The sequence below is a fragment of the Streptomyces sp. NPDC031466 genome, assembly GCF_055581265.1.
This window is the reverse complement of the sequence record NZ_JBVIJT010000012.1, coordinates 167,324-191,081: the sequence shown is the minus strand read 5'-3', so window position 1 is coordinate 191,081 and position 23,758 is coordinate 167,324. Positions and strand designations below refer to the sequence as shown.

Here is a 23,758-nt window from a genome sequence, read left to right as displayed (position 1 = left end):
TGTGGCCCACATCCTCCCCCGCTTCCGGCGTCGGCCGCGCGGACCCAATCCAAGGAGCTTGTGTGCCGATCGACTCCTCCTTCACGCGCCGCTCGGGCCTGCGGGCCGCGCTCGCCGCGACCGTGGCGCTCCCCGTGCTCGGCACCGCGCTGTCCCCCGGGCAGGCCCATGCCGCCGAGGCGCCGGACGCCCGCCTGGAGGTCATGTCGTACAACGTCCGCTTCGCGAGCAACAAACCGCCGCACACCTGGCCCGAACGCCGCCCGGCGGCACGGGAGATGCTGCTGCGCGCCAGGCCGCACGTCATCGGCACCCAGGAAGGCCTCTATTACCAGCTCCAAGACATCGAGACCGATCTCGGCGCCGATTACGACTGGGTCGGCACCGGGGTCGGGGGCGGCAGCCGCGATGAGTTCATGGCCGTCTTTTATGACAACCGCCGCTTGTTCCCGCTCGAATACGAACACTTCTGGCTCTCGGACACGCCGTACACCATCGCCTCGAACACCTGGGGTGCCAACTCGCCCCGCATGGCCACCTGGGTGCGCTTCCTGGACCTGGTCACCAACACCCAGCTGTACGTCCTCAACACGCACCTCGACCACGTCAGTCAGAGCGCGCGCGAGCGTTCGGCGACCCTCATGGCCGAGCGCATCGCCCTGATGAAGACGAGCACGCCGCTCATCGTGACGGGCGACTTCAACGCGACGGCGCACGACAGCGCCGTGTACACCACGATGCTGGGCGCCGGCCTCGTCGACACCTGGGACGCCGCGAAGGAACGCGGCCCGGCGTACGGCACGTTCGGCGGCTACAAGCCGCCCGTGGTCGGGGGCGGGCGCATCGACTGGATCCTGACCAGGCCGACGGCGCAGGTGCACTCGGCGTCGGTGAACACGTTCTCGCTCGGCGGGCAGTACCCGAGCGACCACCTGCCGGTGCAGGCGACGCTGACGCTGTGACGCGCGAAGGCCCCCACCCCGCGGGCGCGGGGTGGGGGCCTTCGTGGGGCGAGGGGATCAGCCCTTGCGGGACTTGACCTCTTCGGTGAGGGCCGGGACGACCTCGAAGAGGTCGCCGACCACGCCGTAGTCGACCAGGTCGAAGATCGGGGCCTCGGCGTCCTTGTTGACGGCCACGATGGTCTTCGAGGTCTGCATGCCCGCGCGGTGCTGGATCGCGCCGGAGATGCCGGAGGCGATGTACAGCTGCGGGGAGACCGACTTGCCGGTCTGGCCCACCTGGTTGGAGTGCGGGTACCAGCCGGCGTCGACGGCGGCGCGGGAGGCGCCGACGGCGGCACCGAGCGAGTCGGCGAGCGCCTCGATGATCGAGAAGTTCTCGGCGCCGTTGACCCCGCGGCCACCGGAGACCACGATCGCGGCCTCGGTCAGCTCGGGGCGGCCCGTCGACTCGCGCGGGGTGCGCGAGACGACCTTGGTGCCGGTGGCCTTCTCGGAGAAGGAGACCGTCAGGGCCTCGACGGCGCCGGCGGCCGGGGCGGCCTCCACGGCGGCCGAGTTCGGCTTGACCGTGATGACCGGGGTGCCCCGGGTGATGCGGGACTTGGTGGTGTACGAGGCGGCGAACGCGGACTGCGTGGCCACCGGGCCCTCGTCGCCGGCCTCCAGGTCGACGGCGTCCGTGATGATGCCGGACTCGATGCGGACCGCGAGGCGGGCCGCGATCTCCTTGGCCTCGGCGGAGGAGGGCAGCAGCACGGCGGCCGGGGAGACGGCGTCGTACGCGGCCTGGAGCGCGTCCACCTTCGGTACGACGAGGTAGTCGGCGAGCTCGGGGGCGTCGGCGGTGAGCACCTTGACCGCGCCGTGCTCGGCGAGCGTGGCGGCGGTGGCGTCGGCGCCGTTGCCGAGGGCGACGGCGACGGGCTCGCCGATGCGACGGGCCAGGGTCAGCAGCTCCAGGGTGGGCTTGCGGACGGCGCCGTCGACGTGGTCGACGTAGACGAGAACTTCAGCCATGGGACTTCAATCTCCTGCGATTGCGAAGAAGTTGGGGCGGTTGGGGGGTGACTGAAGCTCAGATGAACTTCTGGCCCGCGAGGAACTCGGCGAGCTGCTTGCCGCCCTCGCCCTCGTCCTTGACGATCGTGCCGGCCGTGCGGGCCGGGCGCTCGGCGGCCGAGTCGACCTTGGTCCAGGCGCCTTCCAGGCCGACCTCTTCGGCGTCGATGCCCAGGTCGTCCAGGTCGAGCGACTCCACCGGCTTCTTCTTGGCGGCCATGATGCCCTTGAAGGACGGGTAGCGGGCCTCGCCCGACTGGTCCGTCACGGACACGACGGCCGGCAGGGAGGCCTCCAGCTGCTCGGAGGCGCTGTCGCCGTCCCGGCGGCCCTTGACGACGCCGTCCGCGACGGAGACCTCGGAGAGCAGGGTGACCTGCGGGACACCCAGACGCTCGGCGAGGATCGCCGGCAGCACGCCCATGGTGCCGTCGGTCGAGGCCATACCGGCGATGACCAGGTCGTAGCCGGTCTTCTCGATGGCCTTGGCGAGCACCAGGGAGGTGCCCATGACGTCGCTGCCGTGCAGGTCGTCGTCCTCGACGTGGACGGCCTTGTGGGCGCCCATGGACAGCGCCTTGCGCAGCGCGTCCTTGGCGTCCTCGGGGCCGACGGTCAGCACGGTGATCTCCGCGTCGTCCGCCTCGTCGGCGATCTGCAGCGCCTGCTCGACCGCGTACTCGTCGAGCTCCGACAGCAGGCCGTCGACGTCGTCGCGGTCGACGGTCAGGTCATCGGCGAAGTGCCGGTCGCCGGTGGCGTCGGGCACGTACTTCACACAGACAACGATCCTCAAGCTCACGCCGGCTCTCCTACTGCATCGTCTTTACGGGCTGCTGCCTCGACTCATGGCCACTGCCTCTTGCAGGCAGCATAGGCGCCTGAAGCGGCGGATCCCGGTCGGGGCGGCCCGCGCTCCGACCGAAATATTACTCATGAGTACACCCAGTTCATTCCCGCTGAGCAAGCGCTTTGAACTGTGACCTTCCCAACGCTCCGTAATCAGGCCGCCTGCCCCCGAACGGGAACTCTCAGTCGCGCAGAGCGTTGAAGCGCCCCTGGTGGTACAGCAGGGGCCGGCCCTCGCCCGCGCCGTCGCCGGTGACGACTTCCGCGAGCACCACACGGTGGTCGCCGGCGGGGACGCGGGCCACGATCCGGCAGACCAGCCAGGCGAGCGCACCGTCGAGCACGGGCACGCCCTCGGGCCCCTCGTGCCAGCTGGTGGGCGCCCCGAAGCGGTCGGCGCCGCTGCGGGCGAAGGTGGCGGCCAGTTCCTGTTGATGCTCGCCGAGTATGTGCACGCCCACATGCGCGGCCTCGGCGACCGCCGGCCAGCTGGAGGCGCCGGTGCCGATGCCGAAGGAGACCATCGGGGGCTCGGCGGACACCGAGGTGAGCGAGGTGGCGGTGAAGCCGACGGGGGCGGGGCCGTGGGCCGCGGTGATCACGGCGACCCCCGCCGCGTGCCGCCGGAAGACCGAGCGCAGCAGATCGGGGGAGGCGAGCCGGGGCGCGCCGAGGGCTGACGATGCCGTCACGGGGTTGTCCTTCTGCCGGAGGTACGAGCGAAGACGTCGGTGCTCAGCAGTGCGGACAGCGCGCACCGGCGGGGCGGGCGCGGTCCACACGGACGCGCTCGTACGGCTCGCACGGCTCGTTCAGAAGAAGGTCCCGAGGCATGGGGGAAGCCTCGCCACTGACACCGCGTGCCGTCAAGTCCGTCACCGGGTGCCGCCGGGCCGGTCACAGGGCCTGCCCCAGTGCGGCGATCACGTCGGCCTTGCGGGGCTGACCGGCGGCGCGCCGCACCGGGTCACCGTGCGCGTCGAGGACGAGCACGGTCGGCGTCCGCTCGACCCGCAGCCGGCGCACGAGGTCGAGGTGGTCCTCGGCGTCGATCTCCACGTGGGTGACCCCGGGGACCATCGCGGCGACGTCCGCGAGCACTCTGCGGGTCGCCCGGCAGGGCCGGCAGAAGGCGCTGGAGAACTGCACGAGCGTGGCCCGCTCCCCCAGCTCGTGTCCGAGCTCCGCCGCGCCGAGCCGCTGTCCCGCGTCATCCCCTGGCACGTGCGCCTCCCGCTTCTGTGCATGTCATCCGATCGCTCCCCCGTTCAGCGTCCCGATACCCGCAAAAGATTCCGACGTGATGAGAATCTCCCGGATTGACGGCACCAAGGCTGGTCACTCGTCCGTTCTTGGGGCACGATCTGCGCAATGCCGTAAAACCTACGGCTGCGTAACCTCCCGCCGGAAGCCCCCTCCGCAGGCAGAAACGAAGGGCCCTCTCCACCCATGGCAGAGCTTGTCTACCGCCCCGTGATCGGTGCAGCGAAAACGCTGTTCAAGGCGTGGGACCTGAAGATCGACTGCAAGGGGTCGGAGAACATCCCACGCTCCGGCGGCGCGGTCCTCGTCAGCAATCACATCAGTTATCTCGACTTCATCTTCGACGGCCTCGCCGCCCTGCCGCAGAAGCGGCTGGTGCGCTTCATGGCCAAGGAGTCGGTCTTCCGGCACAAGATCTCCGGGCCGCTCATGCGCGGCATGAAGCACATTCCGGTGGACCGCACGCAGGGTGAGGCCGCCTACGCGCACGCGCTGGACTCGCTGCGCTCCGGGGAGATCATCGGCGTCTTCCCCGAGGCGACGATCTCCCAGTCCTTCACCCTCAAGACGTTCAAGTCGGGAGCCGCGCGGCTGGCCCAGGAGGCCGGGGTGCCGCTCATCCCGATGGCCCTGTGGGGCACGCAGCGGCTGTGGACCAAGGGGCACCCGCGCAACTTCCGGCGCAGCCACCTGCCGATCACGATCCGTGTGGGCGAGCCGGTCGAGGCACCCAAGGACCAGTACGCGGGTGCGATCACGCGGCGGCTGCGCGAGCGCTGCCAGGAACTCCTGGAAGCGGCGCAGCGCGCCTACCCCGTGCGCCCCAAGGGGCCGGACGACACCTGGTGGATGCCGGCCCACCTCGGCGGTACGGCGCCGACCCCCGCCGAGGTGAAGGCCTCCGAGGCCGGCTGACCCGGCGCCCGGCCGGCCGCGGCGCGCGAACTCAGCGCGGCGCGTGGACGGTGATCCGCGCGCCGGGGCTGAACTTCTCCAGGAGTTCGGCCAGCTCGGCGCCCCCGCGCTCCAGGCCGGCGTGCGGGCCCATGCCCTCCAGCAGGAAGATCGCGTTCACCGACTCCTCGGTGAGCCGGGTGCGCGGTCCCTGCCGCCAGTTCCAGCGGCGGCAGGTGACGCCCTCGTCGTCGCACCACACGACCTCGCCCTTCTCGGGGTGCTCGATGACGCGCTCCCCCGCCGCGGCGGTCACGAAGTCCTCGGTGCCGTCGGCCCGCACCAGGCGCATCCCGCCCTCGATCCGGTCCCGGTCCTCGCCGCCGACCGGGATCAGATGGGCCACGCTGATCGCGTTGTAGAGGTCGACGAGGACGTTGATCCGGGGCAGGCCGCCGTCGGCGAGCGCCCGCTTGGCGAGCGCCTCGGCGGAGTTGCGGGTGCGCGAGGGCTTCGCGCCGAAGGCGGTGTAGGCCGCGCGCCAGGCCGCCATGTGCGGGTCCTCGTGCGGGGCGCGGCCGTCGAGTCGTAGGGCCAGTCGCCGTGCGGCCTCCTCCAGGAGATCCGAACCGGCGTCGGTGCTGGGCCCGTTGGTCAGGCCGTACGCCTCGACGGCGACGTGGGTGAAGCCGGGCGCGAGCGTGCGCACCTCGTCGGAGACGGTGAGGGTCAGGGGCGCGTCGGTCATGGGCTGCCTTGCTGCGTCGGGGCTCGTCAGAGCGCGTCGGGAAGGTTCTCCCACAGGTGGCGTCGGTCCGGGGCGCTCTTCAGGGCGCTCAGAACCGCCGGGTGCGGTGCAGCATAGAGTACCGGATAGTCCATCTCATTGGACTTCACGTCGGGCGGGAAGGCCAGACACTCGCCGCTCAGCGAGAACCGGGCGTCGACGCCCGGCTTGTTGCCGCGGCAGTCCTGCCGGTGCCAGGCCCCGCGGAAGCGGACGGCGACGAGTCCGTGAACGCAGTATCCGGTTCCGGCGTCATGCGTCAGCCGCTGATAGCAGAGCGCGGTCGGGATGTCCTCGGCACGCAGCAGCGCGGCCAGCGCGTGCGCCTTGGCGTGACAGATGCCGGTGCCCTGCGCCAAGACGTCCGAGGCGCGCCAGGTGACCCGCGGGTCGCCACTGTCGGCGGAGTGCGGGATGACGTCCCGGACGTACTCGAAGGCGGCCTGGGCGTATACGTATGAATCCGACGCCTCGTCGGCGAGCCGTGCGGCCCTCTCCCGTACGAGGGGATGGTGGTGGTCGATGACGTCGTCCGCCGTCAGATACGCGGACAGGTCGGGAGTCTCCTGGATCAGCTGCATGCCACGGGAGCATAGAAATGCGACCGGCCGCAGGTCAATGACTTTACGGTCGATCGCATATCTATGCAGCAATGAGTGGTGGGTCAGGTCAGCGCGACATCTCTTCCTTCAGCGCCGCCAGGAACCCCTCGACGTCCTCCTCGCGGGTGTCGAAGGCACACATCCAGCGCACCACGCCCGCCGCCTCGTCCCAGAAGTAGAAGCGGTAGCGCTTCTGGAGGCGCTCGCTGACGTCGTGCGGCAGGCGCGCGAAGACGGCGTTGGCCTGCACCGGGTAGAGGATCTCCACGCCGGGCACGGAGCGGACCCCCTCGGCCAGGCGCCGGGCCATCTCGTTGGCGTGCCGGGCGTTGCGCAGCCACAGGTCCTTGGCGAGCAGGGCCTCCAGCTGCACGGACACGAAGCGCATCTTGGAGGCGAGCTGCATCGACATCTTGCGCAGGTGCTTCATGTGGCGCACGGCGTCCTGGTTGATGACCACGACGGCCTCGCCGAACAGCGCGCCGTTCTTGGTGCCACCGAGCGAGAGGATGTCGACGCCGACCGCGTTGGTGAAGGTGCGCATGGGCACGTCGAGCGCGGCGGCCGCGTTGGATATCCGCGAGCCGTCGAGGTGCACCTTCATGCCGAGCTGGTGCGCGTGCTCACAGATCGCGCGGATCTCCTCGGGCGTGTACAGCGTGCCCAGTTCGGTGTTCTGCGCCAGGGAGACGGCCTGCGGCATCGCGCGGTGCTCGTCCTCCCAGCCGAACGCCTGCTTGTCGATCAGCTCCGGCGTCAGCTTGCCGTCGGGCGTGGGCACCGTGAGCAGCTTGATGCCGGCCATGCGCTCGGGGGCGCCGCCCTCGTCGACGTTGATGTGCGCGGACTCGGCGCAGATCACCGAGCCCCAGCGGTCGGTGAGCGCCTGGAGCGCGACGACGTTGGCACCCGTGCCGTTGAACACCGGGAACGCCTCGGCGCTCGGGCCGAAGTGGCCCCGGATCACCCGCTGGAGGTTCTCCGTGTAGTCGTCCTCGCCGTAGGCGATCTGGTGGCCGCCGTTGGCGAGGGCCAGGGCGGCCATGACCTCGGGGTGCGCGCCCGCGTAATTGTCGCTCGCGAAGCCTCGCAGGTCCGGGTCGTGGTGCCGCCGGGCGTCGGTCTTCGGAGGATTCACGGCGTGCTTGGCGGCGGCGGTCACGGCTTCTCGGTCAGCCACAGGCGGGTTCCGTTCACTTCCCCGGCGGGCCGCTCCCAGACGCCGGCGATGGCCTCGGCCAGCTCCTTGACGTCCGTGAAGCCCGCGAACTTCGCGCTCGGCCGCTCCGCGCGCATCGCGTCGTGCACCAGCGCCTTGACCACCAGGATCGCAGCCGCCGCGCGCGGACCGTCCTCGCCCCCCGCCTTGCGGAAGGCGTCGGCGAGGGCGAGCGTCCAGGCCTCGGCCGCCGCCTTGGAGGCCGCGTACGCCGCGTTGCCCGCCGTCGGCTTGGTGGCGCCGGCCGCGCTGATCAGCAGGTAGCGGCCGCGGTCGCTGCGCCGCAGCCCGTCCTCGAAGGCGAGGGAGGTGTGCTGCACGGTGCGGATCAGCAGCTTCTCGAGGAAGTCCCAGTCGGCGAGGTCCGTCTCGGCGAAGGTCTTGCTGCCGCGCCAGCCGCCCACGAGGTGGACGAGGCCGTCGATCCGACCGAACTCCTTCTCCGTGCGCGTCGCCCACTCGCGGGCGGCGTCCAGATCGAGCAGGTCGACGGTGTCGCCGATGACGGTGGCCCCGCCGTGCGCGTACCGGGCGGCGTCCACGGCCTCGTGCAGGCTCAGCGGATCGGCGTCCGACGCCACGACCGTGGCGCCCGCCTCGGCCAGCCTCAGCAGGGTGGCGCGCCCCGCGGCGCCGCCGGCCCCGGCCACCGCGACCACGGCTCCATCGAGTGCGGACATGGTCCTCGCCTCCTCCTGGCGGCCGCTCACGCGGCGACCTTCTCGGCGCCCGAGGCGGTGATCCCCTTGGTGGAGGCGATCACGTGCTTCAGCTTCTTGGAGAGCGCCTCATAGAACATGCTGAGCGGAAATTCGTCGGGAAGCACCTCGTCGACCAGTTTGCGCGGCGGCAGCGAGGTGTCGAGGGCCTCGGGACCCTTGGCCCAGCGCGATCCCGGGTGCGGGGCGAGGTAGGTGGAGACCAGCTCGTAGGCGGCGAACCAGTGGACCAGCTTCGGGCGGTCGATGCCCGCGCGGTAGAGGTCCTCGATCTCGGCGCACAGCTGGTTGGTGACCTGCGGCGCGCGCTCCCAGTCGATGGTGAGCTTGTTGTCCGTCCAGCGGATCACGTCGTGCTTGTGGAGGTAGGCGAAGAGGAGCTGGCCGCCGAGCCCGTCGTAGTTGCGCACGCGCTCGCCGGTGACCGGGAAGCGGAACATGCGGTCGAAGAGCACCGCGTACTGCACGTCGCGGCCCTGCGGGAAGCCGTCGGCCTCCAGCTTCACGGCCTCCTTGAAGGCGGTGAGGTCACAGCGCAGCTCTTCGAGGCCGTACATCCAGAACGGCTGGCGCTGCTTGATCATGAACGGGTCGAAGGGCAGGTCGCCGTGGCTGTGCGTGCGGTCGTGGACCATGTCCCACAGCACGAACGCCTGCTGGCAGCGGTCCTGGTCGCCGACCATGTCGCGGATGTCCGCGGGCAGTTCGAGCCCGAGGATGTCGACGGCGGCGTCGGTGACGCGGCGGAAGCGGGCTGCCTCGCGGTCACAGAAGATGCCGCCCCAGGAGAAGCGCTCCGGGGCCTCGCGCACGGCGATCGTCTCGGGGAAGAGCACGGCCGAGTTGGTGTCGTAGCCGGCGGTGAAGTCCTCGAAGGTGATGCCGCAGAACAGCGGGTTGTCGTAGCGCGTGCGCTCCAGCTCGGCCAGCCACTGGGGCCAGACCATGCGCAGCACGACCGCCTCCAGATTGCGGTCGGGGTTGCCGTTCTGCGTGTACATCGGGAAGACCACCAGGTGCTGGAGGCCGTCCCGGCGGTTCGCCGCGGGCTGGAAGGCGAGCAGCGAGTCGAGGAAGTCCGGCACCTGGAAGCCGCTCTCGACCCAGCGGCGCAGGTCCGCCACGAGCGCGCGGTGGTAGGCGACGTCGTGCGGCAGGAGGGGGCTGAGCTGCTCGACGGCGGAGATCACCCGGTCCACCGTGAGTTCCGCGACGGCCTTGACCGGGGCGCCCTCCGCCGCGAAGTCGATGGAGCCGTCCTTCGACTGCCAGGGCCTGATCTCTTCCACGGCGTCCTTGAGCACCGGCCACGCCGGGTGGTCCACCACTCGCCCTTCAGCGGAAGGAACCGCACCCTCCGTACCCGCCTGCACAAGAATTTCCGTCATGTCCCACCTTCCACGGGAGAACCTCGCGTATGGACACCGTATGCGTGCATGGTTCTCCGCGACAAGGGGGGCCTCGGGAAATTATCCTGTGCGACCCCCGCCCTCACCGCTGTTTTTCCCGCCCTTCACGGTGGAGGCGCTCGCTTCTGCCGCCTAGCAAGGGAGTTGGGCGCCAGACCCAAGGGGCCGGCATCCGCCGCGGGCGGCGGCCGGGGTCAGTCGCGGGGCAGGTCCGCCCGGATGGTCTTGCCCTGGGGACCCGTGCTGACGTCGACCGTCACGGCCAGGGTCTTGACCATGGGCCAGCCGAAACCGCCGGTCCCTCCCGCCAGGTCGGGCGTCCGCTCGCGCGGCGGCCGGGGGTCGGCGTCGGTGACGGCGACGGTGATCACGTCCGGGCGTGCCACCAGGCGCAGCGAGCAGGCGTCACCGCTCGCGTACCGAACCGAGTTGGTGACGAGTTCGGAGACAGTGAGCTCCACACTGCCCCAGGCTTGTTCCCCCATCGTCGGACGGAGTCCGGCCATGAAGGCGCGCGCGAAGTCCCGTGCCTGGGCCACGGCTTCCGGCCGCTTTTCGAACACCGCCCGATCCAAGGGTTTACTCGTGTGCCGCGAATGGTCCGTCCTCATACGCCCCTCCTCGATCAGGGGTGGACTGTACGAATGGGTCTCTTGCCCGCGAAGCCGACTTCTTAACGCCCCCTCCCCTCCCGACAGGGCCCGCACGCCGGCCGCCGAACTCCGCCCCGGACCCACGAAGATCGATCCGTGTGGTCGGGATCACGTCACCTCTCCACGATGTGGGTGACATGAAGCGGCAAGAGGCGGGTAGTCGCTCGTCCACCAGCCACAGGGGACAAGGGGGCTGGTGGAGAGGGAGGAAGACATGACGATGGCTACAGCGACCCAGACGGACACCGGCCTGAGAGAGCTGCCGGAAGTGGTGGATCCGCAGGCGGTCACGCCGAAGGACTCCCGCGCCTTGTCCCAGCTGTTCTTCGATCAGCTCGCGGTGCTCGAGGAGGGCACGGCCCCCTACCAGTACGTGCGCAACACCCTGATCGAGCTGAACATGTCGCTGGTCCGGTACGCGGCCGGGCGGTTCCGCAATCGCGGTGACGACATGGAGGACATCGTCCAGGTCGGCATGATCGGTCTGATCAAGGCCATCGACCGGTTCGAGCTCTCCCGTGAAGTGCAGTTCGCCACTTTCGCGGTCCCCTACATCGTCGGGGAGATCAAGCGGTTCTTCCGTGACACGTCCTGGGCGGTGCATGTCCCCCGCCGCCTCCAGGAGGCCCGGGTGGAGCTCGCCAAGGCCACCGAGGAGCTGAGCAGCCGACTGGGCCGCGCCCCGACGGTGGACGAGCTCGCCGCGCTGATGAACCTGTCCCCGGACGAGGTCATCGAGGCCCGGCTCGCCTCCAACGGATACAACTCCGCCTCCCTCGACGCCGTCCTGCACGGCGACGCGAACGACGAGACCCCGCTGGCCGACTTCATCGGCGAGGTGGACCCCGCCCTGGAGCTCGTGGAGGACTTCCACGCGCTCGCCCCGCTCGTCGCCGACCTCCCCGAGCGCGACCGGCAGATCCTGCACCTTCGCTTCGTGGAGGAGCTGACGCAGTCACAGATCGGCGAGCGCCTCGGCGTCTCCCAGATGCAGGTGTCCCGTCTCCTGTCGCGCACCCTGGCGACCCTGCGCAAGGGAATGCTCCCGGCCGCCGGCTGAGGCCGGACCGCGGAGATCAGCTCCGGCCGTGCCAGTCCAGGCAGACGATCATGGCGTCGTCCTCGGCGACACCGGACCCCCGATGGCCCGCCAGCTCGTGGAGCATGGCGCGCGGCACCTGCGAGGGAGGCAGCAGCCGCGTATTGGTCATGGCGCGGGTGAGCGCTCGTTCGCTGTAGCGCTCACCCGCCGGGGAGGCCACGTTGTAGACGCCGTCGCTGACGAACAGCAGCCGGTCCCCGGGCTCCACGCGAAAGCGCTGGGACGCGTACAGGGTGTCCTCGAACATGCCGAGCGGAAGCTGGGCGTCCAGCTCGATGGGCTCGGCCTTGCCGTGTCGCATCCGCCACATCTTGGGCGACCCCGCGTCGATGATCTCCGCCTCCCCCGTCCCCAGGTCGAAGCAGAGCAGCAGCATGGAGAGATGGACGTCGCCGCGGTAGTGCCCGTAGAGCGCCTGGTCGGCCAGGCACGCCTGGTCGGGCAGCGAAAGGCCGGCCCGGCGGGCGTTGCGCAGCGCGTTGATCGCGAGGTTGGTCAGCAGCGCGGCCTCGATGCCCTCGCCCATGCCGTTGGTGACCGTGAGCGTGAGGTGCTGCGCCGAGGCGGACCAGTCGAAGTTGTCGCCGTAGATCGCGTACGCCGGTTCGAGCTGGGCGCCGATCTCGTATTCGGGGCGCGAGCAGGAGCGGCCGGGCAGCAGCTGCCACTGCATCTCGGCGGCGAGGGTGAGCCGGTCGGCGCGCCGGGCCTGGAGGTAGAGGTCGGTGTCCCGCTCCGCGACGACGATCTCGTGGCCGAGGACTTCCGCGACGTCCTCCAGCTCGGTGGCGGTGGAACTGTCGCATGCCTCGGCCGGCAGCCGGACGGTGAGGATGCCGATGCGGTCGCCGCGCACGCTGACGGGCAGATGCACGCTCACCTGGCCCGTCGCCTCGTCCGTCTCCCGGTGGGGTTCCTGAGCGCCGAAGGCCCGGCCGGGGGCGCTGGTGTGGACAGAGATGGGGTCGGCGGTGTAAGGAAGCGCGTCGACGGGCTGGAGTATGGTCATCGCATAGTCCGCCACCAAGAGGTCGACGGAGACCGCGTCGTAATGGGCGGTGAGTGTGCTCCGCACCGCTTCGAGGAGAGCATGCGGCGCGGCACCGCGCAGCGCACGCTCCACCACCCTGAATCTGTCCACCTACGGGTAACCACCTATCCGGAATTGACGCAACGAGAAGGAGCGAGTGGCCCCGCATGTCTCAGCGACTGACAAGGCCATTGCGAAGTGTCACAGTTGAGGGCATGAATCCCGCCCCGTCCGGCAACGGCGATCAAGACGCTGCCACGCATGCGGTCCGGGACGTCATCGAACTGCTCGAGGTCCTGTGGAACAGGGGCCGTGACATCACGACGACGGCGCCGGTGTCCTCGTCGCAGCTACGGGTGCTGTACGTCCTCGACGGCGCCCAAGGGATCAACCTCCGCACTCTCGGTGAAGTGCTCGGGTCCGCACCCTCGTCGGTGAGCCGGATGTGTGACCGCCTTCACGCGTTGGGGTTCATCGAGCGCTCTCTCAGTTCGGCCAGCCGACGCGAGCTGGAGCTTCGCCTGTCCGGCCAGGGAGAAAGCTACCTCAAAGAATTGCGGGCACGTCGTGAAAGTGCCCTGCTGGAGGTCATTTCCGGCATGACCCGGACAGACCGGGCGGCACTCGAGCAAGGCCTGCGGGGGTTCCGTACGGCCGTGGCGGAGACCGCGCCGCCGAACCGGCCCTCCGCCGGTGACACGGTGGAGACCGCCTGAGCGCCGTCCCGTCCGTCCGTCGGCCCGCCCCACCGCCCACCCTGCCACCGCGCCCTGTCGCGCGCCGGCCGGCGGGAACCGCGCCCCGCACGCTTCAGCCTTGTTGTCCTTGTGGAGAAAGTGAGTTGACGTCAGCTCACCGGGGGCAGGACTTTCGGTGATCGGTCGCCTCGACTAACGTTTGCCATGCGACAACAATTGCTAAGGTGGATGTAATGAACGCCAGTGAATCCGAGGCCCGGCTCAGCATCAGTGCCACGCTGCGCGAGCGGGGAGAGAAGGTGGCCGACCGGTGGGTGCAGCTCCAACTGGAACGATCGGTTCTGGGAGCGGGCATCACCGAGGCCGAGCTTCGTGAGGAAGCCGACACCTTCATCGACGCCCTGCGGGCGGGGCTGGACAGCGGGCTGCCCGTCGAGGACGTGGCCACCACGCACCCGGAGCTGCGCCAGGCGATCACCGACCTGTCCCTGCGTCGGGCACGGGGCGGCGCCACCCCGACCGTGACCTCGCTGGCCGTGCTGGCCCTCAAGGAGGCGCTGCTCGAAGGAGTACAGGAGCAGGCACACGACACCAAGGCCCTGTATCAGGCCGCCGTGTTCGTCAACCGCCTCCTCGACATCGCGGGCGCCCTGTCCTTCGCCACGTACGTGGAGGGCCGCGAGGAGATCATCCGCCGCCAGAGCCGCCAGCTCCTGGAGGTCTCCACCCCGGTGGTCCGGCTGTGGGACAAGGTCCTGGCCGTCCCGTTGATCGGCTCGCTCGACACGACCCGCACCCAGGTGGTGATGGAGAACCTCCTCCAGGCCATCGAGCGCGACGAGGCGCAGGTCGCGATCATCGACATCACGGGGGTGCCCACCGTGGACACGGCCGTGGCGCACCACCTCATGCAGACCGTCAACGCCGTACGCCTGATGGGCACCGACTGTGTGATCAGCGGTATCCGGCCGCCGATCGCCCAGATCATCGCCCAACTGGGCATCGACCTGTCCGCCATCCTGACCCGGGCCACCCTCGCCGACGCCCTGGCCGCGGCGATCTCCCTCACCGACCGGCCGTTCCGTTCGGCGGACCCCGCGAGCCTGCGATGAGCGGCGGCCCGCGCGGCGGAGTGCCGATCCTGCGTCTGGGCGACGTCCTCGTCACCGGACTGCTCAACGAACTCGACGACAAGAGCGCCATCGCCTTCACCGAGGAGCTGACCGAACGCATCGTCGGCGACCGCGCCCGCGGCGTGCTCATAGACATCTCGCGCCTTGAGCTGATCGACTCCTTCGTGGCCCGCACCCTGATGGAACTCACCACCACGGCGCGCCTGTTGGGCGCGCGGGTCATCGTGGCGGGCATGCGTCCCGCCGTGGCCATCACCCTGGTCGAGCTGGGTCTGCGCCTGTCGGGCGTGGAGACCACGCTCAACGCCGAGCAGGGGCTGCGCGCGCTGGGCTGGGAGAAGGCGCCGGTGCCCGCCGCCGAAGGAGGGACCAGTTGACCCTCTACGACGACCTCGAAGAGATCCGGGCCGTCCCCTCCCCCTCGGCCAAGGACACCGACAGCACCCGTGTGACGCATGAGATCCGCGTCGAGGAGGATCTGCTCTCGGCCCGGCACGCGGTGCGCGACGCCACGGTGCGAGCGGGCTTCGGCCTGGTGGACCAGACCCGGATCATCACCGCGGCCAGCGAGCTGGCCCGCAACGCCTACGTCCACGGCGGCGGCGGCACGCTGGTCATCGAGTGCGTGCAACAAGCCGGTCGGCGGGGGCTGCGGCTCACGGTGAGCGACGACGGGCCGGGCATCGCCGACCTCGAAGCGGCGTTCACCGACGGCTACACCACCGGCGCGGGCCTTGGGCACGGGCTCGGTGGGGCGCGCCGCCTCATGGACGAGTTCGACGTGTCCAGCGCGCCCGGCCAGGGTACGACCGTCACCGCCGTCCGCTGGAACGGACCGCGGTGAACGCCATGGACGGAGCGGACCCAACGCACTCCACGGACTCCACGGGCTCGACGGGCTCCCTGGAGTCCGTGGACGTCCTGGAGGCGCCCACCACGCTGCACATCCCCATCGACCACCACAGCGCCGTGCAGACCGCGGCCGGCCGGGCCCGCGCGCTCGCCCATGCCTGCCGCATGCCGGGAGCGCTGCCGGACCAGGCGGCCGTGCTCGCCAGTGAGCTGGCCAGCAACATCAGCAAGCACGCCCGCAACGGCGCGCTGTTCCTCCAGCCCTCGCCGCTGGGCCGGCGCTCCCCGCTGGACACCGCGCTGGACGTGGTGGCGGTGGACCACGGCCCGGGCATCCCGGACATCGGCCTGAGCCTCACCGACGGCTTCAGCACCACCAGGACCATGGGCGCGGGGCTGGGGGCGGTACGCCGTATCGCCACCGACTTCACCCTGCGCTCGACGCCGGGCCTCGGCACCCTCGCCCACGCCCGGCTCGCGCTGCCGCAGGGCCGGCGGCCCTGGGCCGACATCGGCGCCCTGTGCCTGCCGGCCACCGGGGAACAGGTGTGCGGGGACGGCTACGCCGTCGCCGAGGAGGGCGGGACGTGGACGGGCCTGGTCATCGACGGGCTGGGGCACGGCCCCGAGGCGGCCGCGGCCAGCCGGCGCGCCGTGCGCACCTTCCTGTCCTGTTCGAACGCCCCGCTCCCCCAGGTGCTCAACGCCCTGCACAGCTCGCTGCGGCACACGCGCGGCGCCGCGGCGACGACGGTCAGGGTCGGCGCCGACCGCGCCGAGTTCTGCGGGGTCGGCAACATCCGTGTGGCGGCCCTGTCCGCGCACGGCGTGCACCGGCAGCTCACCGGGCAGGCGGGCATCGTCGGCTACAACATGCCCACCCCGCGCAGCCGGTTCCTCGACGTCTCGGACTGCACGGCCGTGGTCCTGTACACCGACGGCATCGACCAGCGGTGGACGCAGGACCCGACCGCCGACCGGCTGAGTCTGCCGCCGGCCCTGCTGGCGGCCTCCCTCGCCCACACCCACCGGCGACACCGTGACGACGCCACCGTGCTCGCCCTCGGCAGCCCCCTGGAAATCCGATGACCAGCGCCACCCTCCGCACCCCCGCCGCCCTGCGGCGCACCGTCCGCGGCATCGCCCTCAGCTACCGGCTGCCCGCCGAGGACCGGGCCCGGATCGTGCTGTCCCTCAGCGAGACGGCGGCCACCGCGCTGAACGCCGGCCGTCCCGTCACGCTGACCGCCACCGACGAGGCGGGCGACGACGGCGCGGGCCGCCTGACCCTGGCCCTCGGCCTGCCCCGCCTGGAGGACTTCCAGGTGCGGGCCGAACAACTGCCGCTGCCCGGTGAGGCGACCGCCGACGGCACGGTGGTGTGGCGGGTGCCCCTGCCACCGGCGGTGCCGGTCACCGCCCTGGTGCCCCGGCCCGCCGCGGAGCCCGGGGCCCCCGCCGCCGCTGCGCGCAACGGCGACGCCGACCTCCTGCTGCTGGAGGAGGAGCTGCGCGCCGCGCTCGCCCGGGGCGACGCCCTCGCCGACGAGCACCGCAAGCTCAAGCACGAACTGGCCGAGACCAACAGCGGGGTGCTCGCCCTCTACGTACAGCTGGAGGAGCGGGACGAGGAGCTGCGCAAGGCGCACGGGCGGACGCTGCGGGCCCTGGAGGACGCGCTGCGGCCCAGACCGCTGCACGTGGACGGCCTCGACCTCGCCGTCCACTACGCCCCCGCGAGCGACGACACCCCCACCGGCGGCGACCTCTACGACTGGTTCACCCTCCCCGACGGGACGGTGCACATCACCATCGTCGACGCCCTGGGCCACGGCATCACCAGTACGCGCACCGCGCTGACCGTCACCCACGCCGTGCGCACCCTCGCGCTAGAAGGCCATCCGCTGGAGAGCATCGTGGCGCGCACGGACGACATCCTGGCCCCGTTCGACCAGAACGTCATGGCCACGCTGCTGCTGGCGCACCTCGACCCGGTGAGCGGGCGGCTCTCGCTGGCCAACGGCAGCCACCCGCCGGCCCTGCTCGTGCGCGCCGACGGGGAGGACGCCTTCCTCGAAGTGCGCGGGCGCGGCATCGGTTTCCCCTTGCCCGGCAGCGAGCGGGTCCTGACCACCACGCTCCGCCCCGACGACCTGCTGATCCTGTACACCGACGGTCTCACCGAGAGCCGCCGGGACCCCCGGGAGGGCGAGCAGCGCCTGGTGAGGACCGCCCGCCGCCACCGCACGCGGCCCACGCAGGACGTCCCGGGCGCCATAGCGCGGGACATGCTCACGGACGTGCTCCACGAGGACGACACGCTGGCGCTGGCCGTCCGCTTCCGCTCCCCCGCCCGCTGAAGGGTTACGCCCGGCGCCGCAGGAGTGCCGAGAGGTGGTGCTGGAGCGGTCGGCCGACCGCCGCGAGGTCGTGGACGAAGGTGAGGGTGTCGGGGTCGGTCAGGGTGTAGCGGCGGCGGGTCGCGTCGACCTGCTTGGCGGTGGGGGTGAGCACCACCTCGTGGGTGGAGAGGTCCACGGTGTCGCCGGCCGCCCGGCCGACGGCGATCTCCGCGACGCCGGTGGGCTGGGTGATCAGGGCCTCCACCCGGCCCTCGGGCCGCAGCCGCCACCAGCCGCTCTCCCGGGCCGAGGGGCGCAGGGGCCGCTCCTCGGCGTCCACCAGCCAGGCCCGGGCGTCGTAGTGGAGGAAGGGCCGGCCGTCGTGGCTGAAGGTGACCTCCTGCGCGTAGGTGAAGTCCCCGTCGAGCGTCGGATAGCCGCCGCGGCCGCTGCCGTGCCAGGTGCCGAGCAGACCGAGCACGGGCGTCAGCAGCGCGTGCGGGGCGGGCGCCTCGTCGGGGCGGTGCGCGTCGGGGTAGGGGTGCCGCGGTGCGGGGTCGGACACGGTGCGCGCTCCTGGGTGGTGGGTCGGGTGCCGGGTGCAGCCTATGCGTGGCCCAGCCTGTGGGGTCCCCCACATGAGTGACATACGCGGCGGCCGGGACGCCGCGTCACCTGTGGGCGAACAGAGGGCGTTACTTATCGGTACGGGGTACACGACCGCAACGAGCCCCATCAGCCGCCCAGAAGGAGCACCGTCATGGCGACCAAGCCGAACAAGACCGACGAGACGAACGAGCGGAACGAGGCACAGGGCGGGACCAAGGACGCGTCGGGAGACGTCGTCGAGCTGATCCTCGCCGATCACCGTCGCATGGAGGACCTCTTCCGTGAGATGCGCAGCGTGGAGGGCGACCGGGCCAAGGCCCTGCGGGAGTTCGCGGACCTGCTGATCGCGCACGCGCTCGCCGAGGAGGCCGAGGTCTACCCCGCGCTCAAGCGCTACCGGGACATCGAGAACGACGAGGTCGAGCACGGCGTCGAGGAGCACGAGGAGGGCAACAAGGCACTTCTCGCCCTCCTCGAGGTCGAGGAGGTCGGCTCCGACGACTGGGACGAGAAGCTGGAGAAGCTCGTCGAGGAGATCACCCACCACGCCGACGAGGAGGAGCGCACGATCCTCAACGGCGCCCGCGAGAACGTCGCGATGGACCGCCGCGAGGAACTGGGCGCCGCCTTCAGCAAGGAGCGCGCCAAGCAGCTGGAGTCGGGCTGTGGCAGCGTCGAGAACGTCCGCCGCATCGTGAAGTCCTGAGCGGTGGGGGCGTGAGCCGTCGGGGCGCCTTCCTCAGTCCTGGACGGGCGGCCAGACGGGCCGCTGGGCCTGAGGCAGCTCGGCCAGGGCCAGGCCGACCGTCCGGTGGCTGGGGAGCAGTTCGGCGCTGCCGGTCTGGGTGAGCAGGTCGGTCAGCCGGCGGCCCGCCCCCGCCAGCAGCAGTCTGCCGCCGCGGCGCTCCAGCAGCCACCGCATGGCCAGCAGGCAGTTGAGCCCCCGTGAGTCGCAGAACGACAGCGCGGTGGCGTCCAGGACGAGGTGCAGGTGTCCCGCGTCCACGTAGGAGCCGAGCGTGCCCAGGAAGAGCGCCTCACCGGTCTGGTCGAGTTCACCGGTGACCCGCAGCACCGCGCACTCGTCGCAGCTCGCCAGTTCCGTGATGACCAGCCGGCGGATCTGCGTGGACATCGGCGCCTCCCTCTCCTCGCGGCGCCACCCTACGCCCGCGGCGACCGGGGATCGGCACTCTTGTGCGGAGTGCGGTACGCGTACCCGACCGGACCGGGCACAGGATGTCGGGTCCCGCGAGGGGCGGCCTTCCTAACGTGAAGGACGTAAGGGAAGGAGGTCCCGAGTGCTGGAGCGGCTCAACGAAGCCCTGGAACACATCGAGGCCCGTCTCGACCGGCCGATCGAGGTGGCCGAGCTGGCGCGGATCGCGGTGACGTCGGAGTACCACCTGCGGCGGCTGTTCTCCGCGCTGGCGGGGATGTCGCTCTCCGAGTACATCCGGCGCAGGCGGCTGACCGTCGCGGGCGCCGAGGTGCTCGCCGGGGAGCGGACGCTCCTGGAGATCGCGGTGCGCTACGGCTACGGCTCCGGTGAGGCGTTCGCGCGGGCGTTCAGGGCCGTGCACGGTGTGGGGCCGGGTGCGGCCCGGCGGGCCGGCGCGGCACTGCACTCGCAGCCCCGGATCTCCTTCCGGCTCGTCGTCGAAGGGAGCAGCAGCATGCGATACCGGGTCGTGGAGAAGGAGCGGTTCCACGTCGTGGGCAAGAAGGTCCGTGTCCCGCTCGTCCACGAGGGGATGAACCCGGCCATCGCCGAGTTCACCCGGGGCATCGACAAGGAGACGGTGCGGCGGATCGCCGCCCTGTCCGACCAGGCGCCGCAGGGCGTCGTGGGGGTGAGCGACAACCTCGACCCGAGCCGGGCGGAGGGGACCGAACTCGACTACTACCACGGTGTGGTGACCGGTTCGGCCGCTCCGGAGGACCTGGATTCGCTCACCGTCCCGGCCGGGACGTGGGCGGTCTTCGAGAGTTCCGGCGCGTTCCCCGAGTCCCTGCAGTTCATGTGGCGGGACGTGTTCACCCAGTGGTTCCCGTCCAATCCGTACCGCAGCAGGCCCGGCCCGGAGATCCTGCGCACCCGGCTCTCGCGGGACGCGGCCGAGGCGGACGCGGAGTTGTGGATCCCGGTGGAGCGCACGGCCACCTGAGTGCCGCGCGGGCTCCGGGCCGTCAACTGCGGTGACACGCAAGCGTTTTCGGCGTCGCGGGCCGGGTCCGCGGCTAGGCTGGTCGGGTCACCGTCCCGCGGCCGCGCCGAGGCCACGGGAGGGGAGCGGCGCGGGAGGGTGCGTGGATGGGGGCACGGTAGGCCTGCGGGTCGCGTCGGCGGTGATCGCGCCGCTGCTCAAGCGGTTGCTGCTGCCCGCGGCGAAGGCGCCGGGCGCGCAGTTCGACGGCCGGCCGATCCCGGTCCGGCGTCTGATCGCCTTCTCCCGCGAGCACCGCACCCTCAGCGAGGACGATCTGCACCGGATCGCCCGCGAGCTGGTGCGCCGCGCGGTGCGGGCCGCCGGGCCCTATGATCCGCCGGTCGGCGCCGACGAGAAGGACGCCGTGGGGCTGGCGCTCACCCGTACCCTGCACGCGCTCGGCGACCTGGAGATGGACGACGTCCAGGCGTTCGCGCTGGGCCCCGAGAAGCTGGCCGCCGAGCTGTCGCGGCGGGCGGGGCCGGAGACCCGCAGGCTGCTGAGCGACGACGCCGCCCGCTTCCACGACCGGCTCCTGGAGACGGCCTGCGTCCATGTGGTGCGGTTCTTCAGCGAACAGCCCGGGTTCGCGGCGCGCACGCAGGTCGAGCAGAGCCGGGAGATCCGCGAGCAGAGCGAGCGGCTGGACCGGATCCTGGAGCGCCTGCCCGACGTCTCCGCGCAGGACGCCCGGTTCGAGGAGCACTACGCGCGCTACGTCGTCCAGAGCCACGGCAGGCTCACCATCCACGGCGTCGACCTGCGGGAGCCCTCGGACCACGAGTGGCCCTTGGACACGGCGTACCTGAGTCTGGAGGCCAGCCCCTACCGCGGCCCCTCGGAGGCGGCCCCGGTGGCGGACGGCGAGTCACCGGAGCGGGCGGCGGCGCCGGTGGAGACCACCCTCGCCACCCATGACCGGGTGCTGCTGCGCGGGGTCGCGGGCACGGGCAAGACGACGCTCGTGCAGTGGCTCGCCCTGACCACCGCGCGCCAGGACCGGGTGCCGGGCTCCCTCTCCCAGCTCCTGGGGCGCGTCCCCTTCGTCCTGCCGCTGCGCGCGCTGGCCCGCAAGGGCGCCGAACTGCCGATGCCGCAAGATTTCCTCCGCTGGATCGACTGCCCGCTGCTCGGCACCGAACCCGAGGGCTGGGCCACCCGCGTGCTGCAGAACGGCCGGGCGGTGATGCTGATCGACGGTGCGGACGAGATCCCCAAGGGGGAGCGCGGCCGCGTCAAGGCGTGGCTGAAGAAGCTCCTCGCCGTCTTCCCCGGGAACCTGTGGCTGCTCACCTCGCGCCCCTCCGCCCTGGAACAGGGTTGGCTGCGGCACGAGGGATTCAACGAGTTCGCGCTCAGCGGGATGCGGCCCGCCGACATGCGGCGGTTCATCGAGCGCTGGCACGCGGCGGCCGGGGCACCCGCGCGTCTCGGGGAGTCCCTCACGCTGGCGCTGCGCAGCAGGCCGGAGCTGAGCCGGCTGGCGACCAACCCGCTGATGTGCGGGCTGATCTGCGCCCTGCACCGCGAGCGCCGCGGTTTCCTGCCGCGCGGCCGTGCCTCCCTCTACGAAGCCGCGCTGACGATGCTGTTGGAGCGGCGCGACGTGGAGCGCGAGGTCTACGGCGGCGCCCGCGGCACACCGCAGCTGGACCAGAAGTCGGCCACGGAGCCGCTGCGCCGCCTCGCGTACTGGCTGATCCGCAACGAACGGACCGAGCTGGACCGGGCGGACGCCGTCGAGGTCGTACGCCGTCTGATGCCGTCGGTGGAGCGCCTCGCGGAGATCGGCGAGGCGGAGGACGTCCTCCAGCTGCTGCTGGAGCGCTCGGGGCTGCTGCGCGAACCGGCCCAGGGCGCCGTCGACTTCATCCACCGCACCTTCCAGGACTTCCTGGGCGCCCAGGCGGTACTCGAGGAGCGGGACATGGGCATGCTGGTGAACAACGCCCACCTGGAGCACTGGGAGGACGTGGTGCAGATGGTCGTCGCCCAGGCCCGTCACCACGAGCGCGGCGAGCTGCTCACCCGGCTGCGGGAGCGGGGCGAGCGCGAGCGGGACCCGGCCGTCCAGGCCCGGCTGCGGCTGCTCGCGCTCGCGTCCCTGGAGCAGGCCACCAGCGTGGCGCCCGCGGTGCGTGAGGCCATCGAGGCCCAGGCGGCGCGCATGGTGCCGCCCCGCAGCCTGCGCGAGGCCAGGTCCCTGGCGCAGACGGGCCCGCTGCTGCTCGGCCTGCTGCCGGACGCCGCCGACCTCGGGGGCGACGAGGAACTGGCGACCGTCCACGCGATCTGCCAGATCGGCGGGGACGCGGCGATCCCTCGCCTGCGGCGGTTCCTGCACACCGGACAGAGCGCGGTACGCGCCCAACTGCTGCACCACTGGGACCGGTTCGACCCAGAGGTGTACGCCGAGGAGATCGTCCGGCCGCTCCTGGAGATCGCGCCGGACGAGATCGTCACCGTGCGCTCGCGCGCCGAGCTGGACATGCTGCGCACGATGTCCGGCTACCGGCGCGTCAGCCTGCGGGGTGACTTCACCCCGGACGACGTCCGCTCCGCGTTCGACGCGCACCACCTGCGCGAACTCCAGCTGCGCGACCTGCTCTCCCTGGACTGTCTCGACGTCCTGTCCGGCTACCCCGCGCTGGAGTCGCTCGGGCTGCGCGGCTGCCGCAACGTCCAGGACCCGGGGCCGCTCACCCGGCTGCCGGAGCTGCGCCGGCTCGCCCTGCGGGACCTGCCCCGCTTCGAGCCGCTGCACGAACTGGCGGGCTGCGCACGGCTCGACACCCTGCTCATCGGCGCGGACGTGCCCTGGCGGGGCCTGGCCGACCTGCCGTGCCCCGAGCGGCTGCGGGTGCTCTCGCTGCCGCCGACCGCCACCCGTCTCGCGGACATCGTGTCCTGCGCGAACCTCGTGGAACTGCGCCTGCACGAGGCCAGCGAACGGCTGACGCCCGACTCGTGGGGCGCCCTGCTCGGCGACGTGCCGGGCCTGCGTACGCTCACGCTGGCCTCGGCGCAGCTGAGCATGCTGCTCTTCGCGCCACGGACACAGCTGCCCCAGATCACCCGGCTGAACGTGCACGCCGGCGCGGGCACCGCGGTGCCGTTGCGCCGGATCGCGCTGCGCCTGCCCGGACTTGAGGAGGTCCACCTCACGGAGGCCGCCGACGTCGACCTCTCGTCGCTGGCGACGCTGCACCGGCTGCGCAGGGTCCGACTCGCCTATCCGGGTGAGGTGCGCGGCACGGAGGCGCTCTCCCGCGAGGTCGAGCTCTCCATCTACCCACAGCCGTGATCAACGGACTGGCACCGGCTGTGCGCTCAGGGTAAGTTCCTTGCCCCCGGCCGGGGTCG

Annotated in this window: 25 protein-coding genes; 12 read left to right on the top strand and 13 right to left on the bottom strand. The window is 71.4% G+C overall.

The genetic code is table 11. From position 1 onward, the window contains the following. Nucleotides 1-62: 62 nt before the first annotated feature. Nucleotides 63-962, top strand: coding sequence for an endonuclease/exonuclease/phosphatase family protein (locus tag ACZ5GP_RS28790; protein ID WP_468753603.1), 900 nt, complete (start codon nt 63-65; stop codon nt 960-962). Between the two features lie 57 nt (nt 963-1,019). Here the strand turns inward: ACZ5GP_RS28790 and ACZ5GP_RS28785 are convergent, their stop codons facing one another. From ACZ5GP_RS28785 to ACZ5GP_RS28770, 4 genes are all read right to left on the bottom strand, one after another. Then, nucleotides 1,020-1,982, bottom strand: coding sequence for an electron transfer flavoprotein subunit alpha/FixB family protein (locus tag ACZ5GP_RS28785; protein WP_468753602.1), 963 nt, complete (start codon nt 1,980-1,982; stop codon nt 1,020-1,022). A 58-nt stretch (nt 1,983-2,040) separates the two neighbouring features. Next, nucleotides 2,041-2,826 carry an electron transfer flavoprotein subunit beta/FixA family protein gene (locus ACZ5GP_RS28780; protein WP_468753601.1) on the bottom strand — a complete coding sequence of 262 codons (786 nt, stop codon included), beginning with the start codon at nt 2,824-2,826 and terminating at the stop codon, nt 2,041-2,043. Nucleotides 2,827-3,055: 229 nt separating this feature from the next. Then, on the bottom strand, nt 3,056-3,565 hold the full coding sequence (locus ACZ5GP_RS28775; RefSeq protein ID WP_468753600.1) for a flavin reductase family protein: 510 nt from the start codon (nt 3,563-3,565) through the stop codon (nt 3,056-3,058). 205 nt (nt 3,566-3,770) lie between these two features. After that, complete coding sequence (locus tag ACZ5GP_RS28770) at nt 3,771-4,097, bottom strand: thioredoxin family protein (protein ID WP_468753599.1); 327 nt, start codon at nt 4,095-4,097, stop codon at nt 3,771-3,773. 225 nt (nt 4,098-4,322) lie between these two features. On the opposite strand from ACZ5GP_RS28770, the gene ACZ5GP_RS28765 reads away from it, so the two are divergent. Further along, nucleotides 4,323-5,051, top strand: a complete 729-nt coding sequence (locus ACZ5GP_RS28765) for a lysophospholipid acyltransferase family protein (RefSeq protein WP_468753598.1) — start codon at nt 4,323-4,325, stop codon at nt 5,049-5,051. 31 nt (nt 5,052-5,082) lie between these two features. Here ACZ5GP_RS28765 and ACZ5GP_RS28760 read toward each other — a convergent pair whose 3' ends face one another. From ACZ5GP_RS28760 to ACZ5GP_RS28735, 6 genes are all read right to left on the bottom strand, one after another. Continuing rightward, complete coding sequence (locus ACZ5GP_RS28760) at nt 5,083-5,778, bottom strand: B3/B4 domain-containing protein (protein WP_468753597.1); 696 nt, start codon at nt 5,776-5,778, stop codon at nt 5,083-5,085. Nucleotides 5,779-5,804: 26 nt separating this feature from the next. Further along, nucleotides 5,805-6,398 carry a transglutaminase domain-containing protein gene (locus tag ACZ5GP_RS28755; RefSeq protein WP_468753596.1) on the bottom strand — a complete coding sequence of 198 codons (594 nt, stop codon included), beginning with the start codon at nt 6,396-6,398 and terminating at the stop codon, nt 5,805-5,807. Between the two features lie 88 nt (nt 6,399-6,486). Further along, nucleotides 6,487-7,557, bottom strand: a complete 1,071-nt coding sequence (locus tag ACZ5GP_RS28750; protein ID WP_468753715.1) for a threonine aldolase family protein — start codon at nt 7,555-7,557, stop codon at nt 6,487-6,489. Between the two features lie 20 nt (nt 7,558-7,577). Continuing rightward, nucleotides 7,578-8,318 (bottom strand): SDR family NAD(P)-dependent oxidoreductase, encoded by a 741-nt coding sequence (locus tag ACZ5GP_RS28745; RefSeq protein WP_468753595.1) that lies wholly within the window; start codon nt 8,316-8,318, stop codon nt 7,578-7,580. 26 nt (nt 8,319-8,344) lie between these two features. Beyond that, the gene (locus ACZ5GP_RS28740; protein WP_468753594.1) at nt 8,345-9,745 is read right to left on the bottom strand and encodes a DUF6421 family protein; all 1,401 of its coding nucleotides are present in this window, start codon (nt 9,743-9,745) and stop codon (nt 8,345-8,347) included. Nucleotides 9,746-9,960: 215 nt separating this feature from the next. Continuing rightward, complete coding sequence (locus ACZ5GP_RS28735; RefSeq protein WP_468753593.1) at nt 9,961-10,329, bottom strand: ATP-binding protein; 369 nt, start codon at nt 10,327-10,329, stop codon at nt 9,961-9,963. A 304-nt stretch (nt 10,330-10,633) separates the two neighbouring features. Between ACZ5GP_RS28735 and ACZ5GP_RS28730 the strand changes: the two genes are divergently transcribed. After that, nucleotides 10,634-11,479 (top strand): RNA polymerase sigma factor SigF, encoded by an 846-nt coding sequence (locus ACZ5GP_RS28730; RefSeq protein WP_468753592.1) that lies wholly within the window; start codon nt 10,634-10,636, stop codon nt 11,477-11,479. A 16-nt stretch (nt 11,480-11,495) separates the two neighbouring features. Here the strand turns inward: ACZ5GP_RS28730 and ACZ5GP_RS28725 are convergent, their stop codons facing one another. Further along, complete coding sequence (locus tag ACZ5GP_RS28725) at nt 11,496-12,662, bottom strand: PP2C family protein-serine/threonine phosphatase (RefSeq protein WP_468753591.1); 1,167 nt, start codon at nt 12,660-12,662, stop codon at nt 11,496-11,498. Between the two features lie 104 nt (nt 12,663-12,766). Here ACZ5GP_RS28725 and ACZ5GP_RS28720 point away from each other — a divergent pair, with 104 nt between their 5' ends. From ACZ5GP_RS28720 to ACZ5GP_RS28695, 6 genes are all read left to right on the top strand, one after another. Further along, on the top strand, nt 12,767-13,267 hold the full coding sequence (locus ACZ5GP_RS28720; RefSeq protein WP_468753590.1) for a MarR family winged helix-turn-helix transcriptional regulator: 501 nt from the start codon (nt 12,767-12,769) through the stop codon (nt 13,265-13,267). A gap of 215 nt (nt 13,268-13,482) precedes the next feature. Next, nucleotides 13,483-14,361 (top strand): STAS domain-containing protein, encoded by an 879-nt coding sequence (locus ACZ5GP_RS28715; protein WP_468753589.1) that lies wholly within the window; start codon nt 13,483-13,485, stop codon nt 14,359-14,361. Then, nucleotides 14,358-14,759 carry an STAS domain-containing protein gene (locus ACZ5GP_RS28710; RefSeq protein ID WP_468753588.1) on the top strand — a complete coding sequence of 134 codons (402 nt, stop codon included), beginning with the start codon at nt 14,358-14,360 and terminating at the stop codon, nt 14,757-14,759. Before ACZ5GP_RS28715 ends, ACZ5GP_RS28710 begins: the two co-directional genes overlap by 4 nt. Further along, the gene (locus ACZ5GP_RS28705; protein WP_468753587.1) at nt 14,756-15,226 is read left to right on the top strand and encodes an anti-sigma regulatory factor; all 471 of its coding nucleotides are present in this window, start codon (nt 14,756-14,758) and stop codon (nt 15,224-15,226) included. Before ACZ5GP_RS28710 ends, ACZ5GP_RS28705 begins: the two co-directional genes overlap by 4 nt. Before the next feature lie 5 nt (nt 15,227-15,231). Next, complete coding sequence (locus tag ACZ5GP_RS28700) at nt 15,232-16,323, top strand: SpoIIE family protein phosphatase (RefSeq protein ID WP_468753586.1); 1,092 nt, start codon at nt 15,232-15,234, stop codon at nt 16,321-16,323. Further along, nucleotides 16,320-17,594 carry a PP2C family protein-serine/threonine phosphatase gene (locus ACZ5GP_RS28695; protein WP_468753585.1) on the top strand — a complete coding sequence of 425 codons (1,275 nt, stop codon included), beginning with the start codon at nt 16,320-16,322 and terminating at the stop codon, nt 17,592-17,594. The genes ACZ5GP_RS28700 and ACZ5GP_RS28695 overlap by 4 nt, the downstream gene beginning before the upstream one ends. 4 nt (nt 17,595-17,598) lie before the next feature. Here ACZ5GP_RS28695 and ACZ5GP_RS28690 read toward each other — a convergent pair whose 3' ends face one another. Then, on the bottom strand, nt 17,599-18,141 hold the full coding sequence (locus ACZ5GP_RS28690; RefSeq protein WP_468753584.1) for a heme-binding beta-barrel domain-containing protein: 543 nt from the start codon (nt 18,139-18,141) through the stop codon (nt 17,599-17,601). Between the two features lie 285 nt (nt 18,142-18,426). On the opposite strand from ACZ5GP_RS28690, the gene ACZ5GP_RS28685 reads away from it, so the two are divergent. Next, nucleotides 18,427-18,891: a hemerythrin domain-containing protein gene (locus ACZ5GP_RS28685; protein WP_361084859.1), complete on the top strand. Its 465-nt coding sequence runs from the start codon at nt 18,427-18,429 to the stop codon at nt 18,889-18,891. A 33-nt stretch (nt 18,892-18,924) separates the two neighbouring features. Here the strand turns inward: ACZ5GP_RS28685 and ACZ5GP_RS28680 are convergent, their stop codons facing one another. Next, nucleotides 18,925-19,320: an STAS domain-containing protein gene (locus ACZ5GP_RS28680; RefSeq protein WP_468753583.1), complete on the bottom strand. Its 396-nt coding sequence runs from the start codon at nt 19,318-19,320 to the stop codon at nt 18,925-18,927. A 166-nt stretch (nt 19,321-19,486) separates the two neighbouring features. Between ACZ5GP_RS28680 and ACZ5GP_RS28675 the strand changes: the two genes are divergently transcribed. Both ACZ5GP_RS28675 and ACZ5GP_RS28670 read left to right on the top strand, forming a co-directional pair. After that, nucleotides 19,487-20,353 (top strand): AraC family transcriptional regulator, encoded by an 867-nt coding sequence (locus tag ACZ5GP_RS28675; protein ID WP_468753582.1) that lies wholly within the window; start codon nt 19,487-19,489, stop codon nt 20,351-20,353. A gap of 142 nt (nt 20,354-20,495) precedes the next feature. Further along, a complete protein-coding gene (locus ACZ5GP_RS28670; RefSeq protein ID WP_468753581.1) occupies nt 20,496-23,699 on the top strand; it encodes an NACHT domain-containing protein in 3,204 nt (1,067 codons plus the stop codon). Nucleotides 23,700-23,758 lie beyond the last annotated feature (59 nt).

Coding starts and splice junctions, on each gene's coding strand:
- ACZ5GP_RS28765 (WP_468753598.1), top strand. CDS start 4,323: ATGGCAGAGCTTGTCTACCGCCCCGTGATCGGTGCAGCGAAAACGCTG.
- ACZ5GP_RS28755 (WP_468753596.1), bottom strand. CDS start 6,398: ATGCAGCTGATCCAGGAGACTCCCGACCTGTCCGCGTATCTGACGGCG.
- ACZ5GP_RS28700 (WP_468753586.1), top strand. CDS start 15,232: ATGGACGGAGCGGACCCAACGCACTCCACGGACTCCACGGGCTCGACG.
- ACZ5GP_RS28745 (WP_468753595.1), bottom strand. CDS start 8,318: ATGTCCGCACTCGATGGAGCCGTGGTCGCGGTGGCCGGGGCCGGCGGC.
- ACZ5GP_RS28695 (WP_468753585.1), top strand. CDS start 16,320: ATGACCAGCGCCACCCTCCGCACCCCCGCCGCCCTGCGGCGCACCGTC.
- ACZ5GP_RS28740 (WP_468753594.1), bottom strand. CDS start 9,745: ATGACGGAAATTCTTGTGCAGGCGGGTACGGAGGGTGCGGTTCCTTCC.
- ACZ5GP_RS28730 (WP_468753592.1), top strand. CDS start 10,634: ATGACGATGGCTACAGCGACCCAGACGGACACCGGCCTGAGAGAGCTG.
- ACZ5GP_RS28785 (WP_468753602.1), bottom strand. CDS start 1,982: ATGGCTGAAGTTCTCGTCTACGTCGACCACGTCGACGGCGCCGTCCGC.
- ACZ5GP_RS28720 (WP_468753590.1), top strand. CDS start 12,767: ATGAATCCCGCCCCGTCCGGCAACGGCGATCAAGACGCTGCCACGCAT.
- ACZ5GP_RS28715 (WP_468753589.1), top strand. CDS start 13,483: ATGAACGCCAGTGAATCCGAGGCCCGGCTCAGCATCAGTGCCACGCTG.
- ACZ5GP_RS28760 (WP_468753597.1), bottom strand. CDS start 5,778: ATGACCGACGCGCCCCTGACCCTCACCGTCTCCGACGAGGTGCGCACG.
- ACZ5GP_RS28680 (WP_468753583.1), bottom strand. CDS start 19,320: ATGTCCACGCAGATCCGCCGGCTGGTCATCACGGAACTGGCGAGCTGC.
- ACZ5GP_RS28710 (WP_468753588.1), top strand. CDS start 14,358: ATGAGCGGCGGCCCGCGCGGCGGAGTGCCGATCCTGCGTCTGGGCGAC.